Source organism: Succinivibrio sp., from assembly GCF_045124615.1.
GTDB lineage: Bacteria > Pseudomonadota > Gammaproteobacteria > Enterobacterales > Succinivibrionaceae > Succinivibrio > Succinivibrio faecicola.
In genome coordinates, this window is sequence record NZ_JBGVMC010000304.1 from 1 (window position 1) to 10950 (window position 10950).

Below are 10950 nucleotides of genomic sequence, written 5' to 3' on the forward strand. Positions count from 1 at the left end.
CAGGTCTTAATGCAGATGGACAGCATGATCATATTAAGGATACCTGTATTCCTACATTCATCCACTACAATACAGCACTGTTTATAGTAGCAGTCTTAAGTGTAGCAATTCTTGGATAAATCTATATGGCAGCAGTCAGTCACTGCTGCTTTCAAACTAATTCAATAAAGCGTCAGTAAACTGTCATAAGTTCTATTGCTTATATCTAACATATTGATATATAAGCAAAAATACAATATGGCATGAAAGTTGAATATTTCCTATAAAAAATAAAATGGAGTAAATATCATGACTGACGTAAAAGATACTCAACTTGATTTATACAAGGAAATTGTTGAAAAAGAGCCTGCTGCAATTATTGTTTTAGATTCAAACGGCATTATCAGTGTTGCAAATCAGTCTGCTTTGAGTATGCTCAATCAGAGTACACTAGTTGGTCGCAAATGGTATGAGGTTATTCAGGAAGTTTTCAGACCTCAAAAAGATGATGGTCAGGAAGTTTCTACAAAGGACGGTAAGAGACTTCAGGTTTCAACTAAGCCTTTATCAAGTGGTCAGTTAGTTGAAATGACCGATCAGACTGCAACAAGAGAACTTACCGATAAGCTCAATCATATGGAAAGACTTTCATCTTTAGGTAAGATGGCTGCATCTCTTGCTCATCAGATTAGAACTCCTTTATCTGCAGCTATTCTGTATGCAGCAAATTTAGGAAATTCAAAGCTTCCTGCTCAGTCAAGAGCATTATTTCAAAAGAAACTTATGTCAAGACTAGAGGCTTTAGAAGCTCAGGTAAGTGATATTCTCATGTATGCAAGATCAGGCGAGCAGTCAGTCAAGTGTCTTGATGCTGTTGATATTGTTGAAGGCGTAACATCATCTGTAGCATCAGTAATTGAGAAAAGTGGTGCAAAACTTACTTCAAATATCGGTCCAAGACCGATGAAGATCTTAGGAAATGTGACAGCTTTAAACGGAGCAATTACAAATTTAGTGACAAATGCCATTGAAGCTGGTGCAAAAAACGTTAATATAACACTTAAGGCTGATGTTGCTAATGTTATCATAAGTGTTTGCAATGACGGCCCTGTAATTCCGAAGAATGTATGTGAAAAGATTTTCGAGCCATTCTATACAACAAAGAGTAATGGTACAGGTTTAGGATTAGCTGTTGTAGCAGCGGTTGCAAAGGTACATCAGGGAAGCATTAAAGTTAAATCTGATGAAAATGAAACTGTATTTACAATGATAATTCCTAAATATGATGGCATAAATGAGCCAACAGTATCATTAGCAGATGAGAATAGATCTGTGGCTTGAAAGAAAGATAATTAGGATATCAAATGAGTAATAGCCAGATTCTAATCGTTGATGATGACAGCCAGTTAAGAGAAGCGATAGTCGATACACTAATGCTGACAGGTTATGTATGCCTTGAGGCCGATGGTGGTGAACAGGCTTTAGATATCCTATCTAAACAGAAAGTTGATATGGTTATATCTGATATCCAGATGGGAGGAATGGATGGCCATACCTTACTCAATACTATTCATGAAAAGTACGCAAATCTTCCTGTACTTTTAATGACAGCATATGCAAATATCAATGGTGCCGTAAGAGCAATGCGAGAAGGTGCAATTGATTATCTTGCAAAGCCATTTGCACCTGAGGTTCTATTAAATCAGGTTTCAAGATATGTTCCAGTAAGCAAACAGATAAAGGGACAACCTGTTTTTGCAGATCCTGCAACAAAAGAGCTGTTAGCTATGGCTGCAAAGGTAGCATCAACAGATGCGACAGTTATGATTACAGGTCCTTCAGGATCTGGTAAGGAAGTTTTATCAAGATATGTTCATGACAATTCTCCAAGAGCTCAGGGTCCTTTTGTAGCAATCAACTGTGCAGCAATTCCAGATTCTATGCTTGAGGCAACCTTATTCGGATATGAAAAAGGTGCTTTTACTGGTGCAGTTCAAGCCTGTCCTGGTAAATTTGAACAGGCTCAGGGCGGTACTATATTACTAGATGAAATAACCGAGATGGATCTTGGGTTGCAGGCAAAACTTCTTCGTGTTTTACAGGAAAAGGAAGTTGAAAGACTAGGCTCAAGAAAAACAATTGCTCTTGATGTTCGTGTTATTGCCACATCAAACAGAGATTTAAAGCAGGCTGTTGCAGACAAGAAATTCAGAGAGGATTTATATTATAGACTTAATGTTTTTCCTCTAAGATGGCTTCCTTTGTGTAAGCGACCACTGGATATCGAGCCAATTGCAGAGCATCTTTTATCAAAGCATGCTAAAGAATCCTCACTTGCAATACCAAAAATCAATGATAAGGCAAGAGCCAAGCTACTTTCATATTCATGGCCTGGAAATGTCCGTGAACTTGATAATGTAATGCAAAGAGCCTTAATTCTAGCTTCAAATGGTGTTGTGGATGACAGTTGCATAATTCTAGATGAGAACGCTCTTGATGATATATATCAGTCAGGATCTGATGATGGATTTGTTTCTCCATCTATCAATGCACTTTTGGAAAATGACGATTCTAAGGATTGTGAAAGCATTGACGATCCTGTTAGAAACCAGAAGATCCCATCTGATCTTGGTGGTGAACTCAAACAGCAAGAATATCAGATTATCCTTGATGCCTTAATTGAATGCAGAGGCTCAAGAACCGATGTTGCTCAAAGACTTGGAATTTCCCCAAGAACCTTAAGATACAAGATTGCCAAGATGCGCGAACTTGGCATGATAATTCCTTCATAATCTGTTTTCATTTAATTGAATTTTTTAACTATCTGTCTAAAATAGTAGACAGATAGTTTATATTAAATAGATATATAGAAGCTGAAAAATGAGAGTTCCTGCCCTTCAAAAAGCACTGATTATTCTTGAAACACTCCAAAAACACCGTCGCTGTACTATATCAGAGCTTATTTCCTATACAGATTTGCCAAGAAGCTCAGTATATGTATTAGTTGATGATATGATTAAATTGAGACTTATCAGGCAGAATTCAGATAAATCAATCCAGCTTTGGATGAAACTCGTTTCTCTTGGAAACTCAGCTTCAGCATCATTAGATTTAAACGAGCTTATTTCTCCCTATCTTGACAGACTCATATCATCTATTGACTGTATAGCTGTGAATTTTGGAATTATGGATGATGATAAAGCTTACTGTTCTTTGAATATTTCATCACCAAATTCATCTGTTAGAATAAATTCAAGAGTAGGCTCTGAGGTTTCATTACTTCATTCTGCACTTGGAAAATGCCTTCTTGCCTATTCATCAAGTTCAAGACGTGAACAGATTATAAACTCACTTGATTATTCAAGAGCTACAGCAAATTCTATTGCAACTCCAGAGGCATTAAGAAAGGAGCTTGCTGTTATTCACAACAGAGGTTATGCCTTTGATAATGGTGAAGAGAATCTTGATATTAGAAGTGTCAGTGCTCCAATTCTTGATTTTGACAATCATCTAATAGGCGCAATTTCAACGATAGGAACTACAAGAAAATTCTCAAAAGATGCATTGCCATCGATTATTGAAAAGATCAAGCTAGTGACAATGCAGATAAAGAGTGATCTTATGATCTAAAAATGGCAGCCCCAGTAGGAATCGAACCTGCAACTAGCCCTTAGGAGGGGCTTATTATATCCATTTAACTATGGGGCCGCACGGCACACATTATAACAGTAAAATATTTTGATACAACACAAAAACTACTGAACAGTAACAACATCATTGATGTTTATATTTAGAACATTGTTCTGAAGATCAGTTGGCTTTAACTTTGATGCATTAGGATAAATTGATACTGCTTTATATGTTCCTGCTGCATCTTCATAGCTTTCATATTCTTTTCCTGTTGTAGTCTGAACAGATGTTCTTTGAACAACAGTAAATTCAGTATTCTTTGTAATGCCGTTATTTTTACCGATGTTGATGATAATATCATCGCCATCTATATCAATTACCTTGGCACTGACAGGAGCACACTGTATTTCATAACCGATATCCTTTGCTGCGTCCTTTAAAAGGCCGTACATTCTCTGACCATAGGCTGTGCTCTTGAAGTTGTTTCCCTTTATATCAATATAGTCTGACTGAGTATATGGCCAGTCAGCTTCCATCTGATAATTCTGATGGAATACAATCTCATCATTGATGCCATCATAAATATCAATGTCAAAATTCAGTGATCTAGTATCGCTGAATAAAAGATTTGTGATGATATTGTTTCCAACCTTTGATACGGAAACAGAATTTATAGTTCCAATAAGAACATACTGAGCATTTTCACGGTTTGCAATATTTGTCAGATTCTTAAATATGAATGAATTATCAACTTCTTTTGAATAATTCTTAGGAAGATTTATGTTAAGAGGAGTTTTTACATTAACAGTTTTAATCATTCTTAGGTTTTCATAAAACTGCTTTGTTATGATATTTTCAATTCCTTCAATTCCTATACTTCCCTGATAAGCCTGAGGATCTGAATATTTGAATGCTACAGGTATCATTGTCTTTTTAATATTTGCAACAGAGCATCCTTTGATAACCTGGTTCTCATTAATAAATGCTTTAATATTTACAGTAACTCTGTGAAAAGATGTCTGTTCACTTAACACCACAAGTCTTTTAATTGGAGATGTGCTCTTTATGGAGAAATTGTCTTTTTGCATCACACCGTTCTTAAAAGACTCTTCAATATGAACACTTGCACCAGATTGCAGGATTATATTTCGTATTGCATCATTTACAGCTGCATTTCTGTCTTCACCTTCACCTGTTGCAGAATACCATTTAGCATTTGCCTGAACTGATAAAAAGGCTAAAATCAAAGGCAGTGCGAATTTGATAAAATTCATTTTTTTCATGATGTCACCTGTGTGTTGGTATTTTGTCATTGGCACAACTCTTGCATAATTTGAACCAAGATTGCGAAAAAAGTTAAAAAAATAACTTTTAAGCAGAAATAACCGATTTATTTGATTATACAGACAAAAGAAGGTCAGGATGGAGAGAAAAATTGTAAATATGTTAGCCATAACAGCAACTGCGCTGTTAGTTGGCTGTACGGCAAATCCTGCCCCAAGTGGCAAAGCTGATAATTCTGTACATGTTCAGAATACAGCTTCAAATGTCTACAATCAGCAGGGTATGGAAATAAGTAAAATTGTATCGTCAATGGCAGATACACTGCATACAACTTTAATCAATGATCTTAGAAAAGATCTTGTTTACAGTGACGATCCTAATGCTCCTGCACCTACCTATTCTATTCCTAAGGTAGCAATCACCTCATTTGTGGATACTGATACATATGAGAATTCAGGTTATCTTGGAAAATCTGTGGCAGAGATGTTTGTCCATGAACTTGACAGAAGAGGAATTGGTGTCTTTGAGTATAAACTGACAGGTGCCATTACCATTACCAAAGATGGTGAACTTGTATTCTCAAGAGACTGGAAGAAGGTTGCTAAAAAGGCAATGGTTAAGCATATTCTTGCAGGTACTCTGACAAGAAATGACAAGGGTATTGTGCTACTTGGCAGAATCATAAATATGCAGACTCAGACTGTAGTTGGTTCAACCACAGGCTTTATTCCATATGAGAAATTACCATACTGTTACAGAACTGCAAAGAAGGACTGTCAGCTTTATGGCGTTAACTCCTATCTTTATGAACCAGGCTCACTTGTAGTTCCTAATGGCAAGAAAAGTGTAATTGTAGATAGAGTTACAAAAAGAACAGTTGTTTCATCTGCAAACTACACTGTAGATAAAAGAACTTTAGAGCAAATAGAAAAACAAAAGGAAAAAGATTTCAAGGATAATTATTACAGCGTTGATTTAAAGGAATTCAATTCTAAATACTATCCAAAGGGTGCAGAGGTTCCTGCAACATCAGCAGGCAACTATCAGCACTATATGTATAACAAGGAACATTCCTTCTTAGGCATCGCAAATAATGGAGATTCTCCTGTAATTTATCCTGCAGAAACTTATAAATATTCTGGAAAGCTGGTACGAGATGTGCATGATAAAAGTCAGTATTCTCGTACGAATGACTAGGAGAGATTATGAAAAGCCTTAATCTGATTATTATAAGTATTATGGCAATATGTCTAACATCTTGTTCTTCAACAAGTTTTTTAGGCAATCACAGTAACATTGTAATAAACAATGATGGTGTGTCACGTCCATCTGAATTCCCTGTTTTAAGAGCAACTGGCTATGCGTCAATTTCCAGACAGCCAGGAGCAACAAAAGAATTAAAACAGATTAAGGCAATGAGAGCCTCCAAGCTTGAAGCTTACAGAGAGTTAGCAGAGCAGGTTAATGGCATCTACCTTCAGTCAAACAGTAGTGTAAATTCAAATACTGTAGAGCAGAACAGTAACCTTAAGGCAACAATTGATGGATATGTACATGGTGCAAGAGTTCTAAGACAGTATCCAATCGGAGATACATATGCAACAGAATTAGAACTTGATACTAAGATTATCTATGATCTGTATGACATTAGAGGCGCACTGTAAGGAGATATATTATGGCTGAGTTAAAAAAATTTGTATTTAATAAGGTTAATGTTACAAAAAATAACGGTGTTGAGCCTCTAAAGTATTATCTTGATCTGCAGGAGACTATTTTAGACAAGCTGACTCGTGTAATTCAGTCAGAATATGAAGCACTTCGCGACAGAATGGTTACTAAACTTTCTGAATTATCATCAGCAAAATCAGATCTTATGCTCAAGCTTCAGTCAAACGATCAGAAAATCAAGCTTCATCCAGATGTTGATAAATTAAAAACTGAATTTGCAGCAAATGTCCTTATAATCAAGGATAAGCTTAAAAAGTGCAAGTTCAGAAATGAAGTAAACGGAAGACTGATTGTAATGAATATGCAAGCTTCTAATAAGCTCAAGGCTGTTCTTATGGAGGCTAGAGATGCAACCACCAGAAATATGACCTACAACGCAAAGGGTTCTGCTAGTGCAAAAGGTCCATCAAGATTGTCAATCTCTGCTTAAAAAATAATTTTTTCATATAAATCATAAAGTAATTTTTAAAAGTGGCGCAAAGCGCCACTTGCTGCCCTCCTAAAAAAAATCCTCATATACAATTAGGCCATCAAAATGGAGGCCTAATGGACATAAATGAGGTTACCTTAAGCGGTACTGTAAAAGGTATCGTATATCCAGAATATAAACATGAGGCAAAAAGGTATATCTATATCCTTTTAAGCGCCTGCTTTGAAAAAGATGGCTGTAGCTGTTTTGATGTTTATAGAGTTAAGTTTTTTACGAAAAACAGTAGAGAACAGATACAAAAATTGTCTGAATATCAGAAATCTCAAAGTAGAGTTTTTGTAAAAGGTTTTATAAGGACGACCAGATATAAAGACTCTCTTGGAGAGGAATTTTATTCAAACAGCATTGTTGCATCAAAAATTTCTACACAAATACAACAATAACCTATGGAAAAAATAATGAACTTGAATTTAGCTAATGTTTTCAACAATGAAAAAGTGATTGAACAGGATGTTCAGATTGAGCCTTGTCGTATAACAGATCATATTCCAAGAATTGATCCGACATATGTTTTTGAACTCAATCTTTTAAATGATGTTCTTTTATATCTGTTTCATCCGTACAAGGACTGTCTTTATATATCAGGACCTTCTGGCTGCGGAAAAACAACAATGATTTTGCAGATTGCCGCAAGACTTAATTGGGGTGTTGAGCAGATCACCTTATCAAACAAATGTGAATCATTAGATCTGATAGGTCATAGCACATTAAGAAACGGCGAGCTTGTATTTGAATATGGACCGCTGAGCAGAGCGATGATAAACGGTGAAATTCTTATTTTAAATGAGATAGATCTTATGAGTGCAGGTGATTTGTCTGTACTTAATGACGTTCTTGATGGAAAGAGTTTGACTGTACTTGCAAACGGAGGTGAAATTATTCATCCGCACCCACAGTTCAGAGTCATTGCAACAGCCAATACAAAAGGTTTTGGAGATATGACTGGATTTTATAATGGAACCCGTCAGATGAACCAGGCTTTCTTAGATCGCTGGAGATTCATTGAAATGGATTATCCAAAAGAAAGTGTAGAAAGAGCTCTTTTAAAGAATGCATTCCCTGATCTGTCAGATGACATCTGTACAAAACTGATAGCATTTTCAAATGAAATCAGAAAGGTGGTAAAACAGGGGTTTGATAATGGCGTTCGTCAGATTTCAGCCCCATTTTCTTCAAGAAATCTTTTGAAAATCGCAAGTATTGCAAGTTTGAAAACACAGATGAGCATCCACAGGATAATAAAAATGTGTTACGCCCTAAGGCTTCCTGCTGTTGAATGTGAATATGTTATGAGACTGTGTAATGATATTTTCGGTCACGAAAAGAATGTACTTAAAAAGACTAGTGTGAATAATCTAAATGAGGAAATATCTCAAAATGATAGCCAGATTACAGCTACAAAAGTAAGAAGTAGAAGAAAAAAGTAACAGAATTGCTTTCATTTGCATTTTTATAATGCGTTATACTGGTCAGCAATGGCCAGTATTTTTTTTCTTATTAGGAATTATAACTATTTATTTTATAAAGATATTTTTCTTGATTTGCCGAATAAAAAGTTACATACTGCTATTTTCGGAGGCAGTATGAATCGCAATCAGTTTTTAGGACACAGTTTTGCAGTTATTGTAATTTTGTTCTGGGGCCTTACTTTTGTTAGTTGCAAAGTTTTATTAAAAGATTTCACTCCAGTTGAGATCCTTTTTGACAGATTTGTTTTAGCAACATTATGTCTTCTGATTCTATCTCCGTTTGCACTTAAATTCATATCATTTAAAGTAGAGCTTTATTCAGCATTAGCAGGCTTTTTTGGAGTAACCATATACTTTGTATTTGAGAATAATGCCTTAATATACTCAAACGCCTCAAATGTCTGTCTTATTGTTTCTACAGCTCCTTTATTTGTTGCAATTTTTGACAAAGTATTCAATAAAGGAAAGACTCTTTCAAAGAATTTTATTTTAGGCTTTATCCTGGCTATGACTGGTATTGCTTGTCTTAGCTTCAACTCAATAAAACTAGAGCTTAATCCTTTAGGCGATCTGTTAGCTCTTGGTTGCGCAGTTGTCTGGGGGTTTTATAATATTTTTGTATGCAAGGTTCAGAAAAGAAATGTTCCTACACTGGTAATTACTATCAAGTCTTTCTTTTATGCTGTCTTACAGACAACAGTTATTATGGCAATTGAAGGATATGAACCTAAGATAGATTGCCTTTTAAAGGAGATTAACATCTTTAACTTTCTGTTCCTTGCAGTATTAGCTTCATCTTTAAGCTTCCTTCTCTGGAACAAGGCAATTGAGTTTATCGGATCTGTAAAGACCAACGTTTATATCTATGCAACTCCTGTTGTGACAACAGTAGGCGCTGTTTTAATGATTGATGAAACAATTACTGAATATACACTGCTTGGAATGGTTCTTGCCATTTCAGGACTTGTAATTTCTCAGCTGAAAGTAACGTCTCTAAAGGCAAATAAATAACATCGACAAATAAAAACAGGATCTTCAAAATGAAGATCCTGTCCTATGTACTCTCTCATGCTAGAGTGCATTATCCAAAAATAGTGCCTAATTCATCTTCTGCATCTATAAGCTTGTTAGCTACAGACTCATAATTGATTTTGTAGGTACCATCTTTGATGGAATTCTTTAATCTTTCAACCTTAGCTTCGTCAATACCACTTGCATCACGAGCTTTCTGTGTTGCCTTAGCTAAAGTCTTAGCGCCATCAGTAAGCATAACAGCATCGGCTGAACGAGCACTCATCTCGCTTACAGACTGCTTTGCCTGTGCAACAGGAGCACTGGTAGTATTGGTTGCCACTTTGTTGGCAGTAGCAACGGATTCTTTCATACCGTTAAAAGAACGGTCATTTAATACATCGATTGCCATAATACTATCCTCAATAAATTCTTTTCTCTAATAGATTTTAAAACATAAAAAAATATTCTGTTAATTTGTTAACGACAAATTATATAAATCCTTTAACGATTTTTTTATAAAAATTATGAAATAAATTGTAATCTTATGAATTATAAGGAAAAATATTTAAAAAAAATTTTTTTTCTTTATTTAGAAAACAACTTCTACAGAATTTGCACTTTTAACCAGAGCACGAATAATTTTTCCTGACTTTATATTTTTAACGGCAATTGTTTCGTTTAATTTACCCTCTTCCATAGCAATACCAGTTGCTTTTATCTCAAGACCATGAGAGCGCGCACTGATAGTAACAACATCACCTTTAGCAACAAGACACAGATCGGATATCTTCAAAAAATCACCTGCACGTATATCCTTTTTTGTCTTGCTTCCGATAATCAATGAGGAATCGGTAATGCTCTGATTAAGGATAAGATTTTCATTAACGAATTTCTTTTCTAACATGCTTTGTGTGATAGCACTTCCTTTTGGAATATTATCAGAGGCTACAATTGTTGCTCTTTGTACAATAATAGAGACAGGTATCTGAATGGAGTAAGGATTATTTTTTCTTCTGCAGATAATTTTTACGATACTGTTCTTTTTTATTTCTAGTGTTAACAGTTTTGCACTCAGATATCCTGAGCATTTACCACCAAAGTCTCTGTTTCTGTCAACTTTGCTGACTTTGATGTTATATCTTATGTTGTCATTCTTTTCTGTAAACTGCGCAAGAATATACTGCCTTGCTACATTTTCAAGAAAAAGGGCTTCCTCAGTTGTTGCAAAAGAGCAGTTTGCAAAAACTGATGATATGAGCACAGCTATTATTGATAGAATTTTTTTCTTAAACATTGTTAAAGGCCTAATTGTTCTTGACGATAGAATTATATGGCAAAGTATCGATTAAAAGAATT

13 protein-coding genes and 1 tRNA gene are annotated in these 10950 nt (G+C 35.3%); 10 read left to right on the forward strand and 4 right to left on the reverse strand.

What is annotated here, in order from left to right; translation table 11 throughout:
* From ACJML3_RS07905 to ACJML3_RS07920, 4 genes are all read left to right on the forward strand, one after another.
* Positions 1–119, forward strand: a 119-nt coding sequence (locus tag ACJML3_RS07905; RefSeq protein ID WP_406022177.1) for a Na+/H+ antiporter NhaC family protein, incomplete at its 5' end; no start/stop codon positions are given.
* A gap of 169 nt (positions 120–288) precedes the next feature.
* Entirely contained in the window at positions 289–1320 is a 1032-nt protein-coding gene (locus ACJML3_RS07910; protein WP_406022154.1) for a sensor histidine kinase, read from the forward strand.
* Positions 1321–1343: 23 nt separating this feature from the next.
* Entirely contained in the window at positions 1344–2771 is a 1428-nt protein-coding gene (locus ACJML3_RS07915) for a sigma-54-dependent transcriptional regulator (protein WP_406022156.1), read from the forward strand.
* Positions 2772–2859: 88 nt separating this feature from the next.
* On the forward strand, positions 2860–3609 hold the full coding sequence (locus ACJML3_RS07920) for an IclR family transcriptional regulator (protein ID WP_406022157.1): 750 nt from the start codon (positions 2860–2862) through the stop codon (positions 3607–3609).
* A gap of 3 nt (positions 3610–3612) precedes the next feature.
* On the opposite strand, the gene ACJML3_RS07925 is transcribed toward ACJML3_RS07920, so the two are convergent.
* Together ACJML3_RS07925 and ACJML3_RS07930 are read right to left on the reverse strand one after the other, a co-directional pair.
* Positions 3613–3687 (reverse strand) — tRNA-Arg (locus ACJML3_RS07925).
* A gap of 47 nt (positions 3688–3734) precedes the next feature.
* Positions 3735–4892 carry a flagella assembly protein FlgT middle domain-containing protein gene (locus ACJML3_RS07930; protein ID WP_406022159.1) on the reverse strand — a complete coding sequence of 386 codons (1158 nt, stop codon included), beginning with the start codon at positions 4890–4892 and terminating at the stop codon, positions 3735–3737.
* 139 nt (positions 4893–5031) lie between these two features.
* Here ACJML3_RS07930 and ACJML3_RS07935 point away from each other — a divergent pair, with 139 nt between their 5' ends.
* The 6 genes from ACJML3_RS07935 (at position 5032) to ACJML3_RS07960 (ending at position 9591) form a co-directional block, all read left to right on the forward strand.
* Positions 5032–6090: a FlgO family outer membrane protein gene (locus tag ACJML3_RS07935; protein WP_406022161.1), complete on the forward strand. Its 1059-nt coding sequence runs from the start codon at positions 5032–5034 to the stop codon at positions 6088–6090.
* 8 nt (positions 6091–6098) lie between these two features.
* Positions 6099–6557 (forward strand): LPP20 family lipoprotein, encoded by a 459-nt coding sequence (locus ACJML3_RS07940; RefSeq protein ID WP_406022163.1) that lies wholly within the window; start codon positions 6099–6101, stop codon positions 6555–6557.
* 11 nt (positions 6558–6568) lie between these two features.
* On the forward strand, positions 6569–7051 hold the full coding sequence (locus ACJML3_RS07945; RefSeq protein WP_406022165.1) for a flagella synthesis protein FlgN: 483 nt from the start codon (positions 6569–6571) through the stop codon (positions 7049–7051).
* 116 nt (positions 7052–7167) lie between these two features.
* Positions 7168–7494, forward strand: a complete 327-nt coding sequence (locus ACJML3_RS07950; RefSeq protein WP_406022167.1) for a single-stranded DNA-binding protein — start codon at positions 7168–7170, stop codon at positions 7492–7494.
* 15 nt (positions 7495–7509) lie between these two features.
* Entirely contained in the window at positions 7510–8538 is a 1029-nt protein-coding gene (locus ACJML3_RS07955; protein WP_406022169.1) for an AAA family ATPase, read from the forward strand.
* 156 nt (positions 8539–8694) lie between these two features.
* On the forward strand, positions 8695–9591 hold the full coding sequence (locus tag ACJML3_RS07960) for a DMT family transporter (RefSeq protein ID WP_406022171.1): 897 nt from the start codon (positions 8695–8697) through the stop codon (positions 9589–9591).
* Between the two features lie 70 nt (positions 9592–9661).
* On the opposite strand, the gene flgM is transcribed toward ACJML3_RS07960, so the two are convergent.
* On the reverse strand, positions 9662–10003 hold the full coding sequence (gene flgM, locus ACJML3_RS07965) for a flagellar biosynthesis anti-sigma factor FlgM (protein ID WP_406022173.1): 342 nt from the start codon (positions 10001–10003) through the stop codon (positions 9662–9664).
* A gap of 180 nt (positions 10004–10183) precedes the next feature.
* Positions 10184–10888: a flagellar basal body P-ring formation chaperone FlgA gene (flgA, locus tag ACJML3_RS07970; RefSeq protein WP_406022175.1), complete on the reverse strand. Its 705-nt coding sequence runs from the start codon at positions 10886–10888 to the stop codon at positions 10184–10186.
* Positions 10889–10950: the final 62 nt, after the last annotated feature.

Bases quoted from the DNA above. Each gene is read 5' to 3' on its own strand.
- ACJML3_RS07910 (WP_406022154.1), top strand. From the start codon at position 289: ATGACTGACGTAAAAGATACTCAACTTGATTTATACAAGGAAATTGTT.
- ACJML3_RS07950 (WP_406022167.1), top strand. From the start codon at position 7,168: ATGGACATAAATGAGGTTACCTTAAGCGGTACTGTAAAAGGTATCGTA.
- ACJML3_RS07955 (WP_406022169.1), top strand. From the start codon at position 7,510: ATGAACTTGAATTTAGCTAATGTTTTCAACAATGAAAAAGTGATTGAA.
- ACJML3_RS07935 (WP_406022161.1), top strand. From the start codon at position 5,032: ATGGAGAGAAAAATTGTAAATATGTTAGCCATAACAGCAACTGCGCTG.
- flgM (WP_406022173.1), bottom strand. From the start codon at position 10,003: ATGGCAATCGATGTATTAAATGACCGTTCTTTTAACGGTATGAAAGAA.
- ACJML3_RS07915 (WP_406022156.1), top strand. From the start codon at position 1,344: ATGAGTAATAGCCAGATTCTAATCGTTGATGATGACAGCCAGTTAAGA.
- flgA (WP_406022175.1), bottom strand. From the start codon at position 10,888: ATGTTTAAGAAAAAAATTCTATCAATAATAGCTGTGCTCATATCATCA.
- ACJML3_RS07920 (WP_406022157.1), top strand. From the start codon at position 2,860: ATGAGAGTTCCTGCCCTTCAAAAAGCACTGATTATTCTTGAAACACTC.
- ACJML3_RS07960 (WP_406022171.1), top strand. From the start codon at position 8,695: ATGAATCGCAATCAGTTTTTAGGACACAGTTTTGCAGTTATTGTAATT.
- ACJML3_RS07945 (WP_406022165.1), top strand. From the start codon at position 6,569: ATGGCTGAGTTAAAAAAATTTGTATTTAATAAGGTTAATGTTACAAAA.
- ACJML3_RS07930 (WP_406022159.1), bottom strand. From the start codon at position 4,892: ATGAAAAAAATGAATTTTATCAAATTCGCACTGCCTTTGATTTTAGCC.
- ACJML3_RS07940 (WP_406022163.1), top strand. From the start codon at position 6,099: ATGAAAAGCCTTAATCTGATTATTATAAGTATTATGGCAATATGTCTA.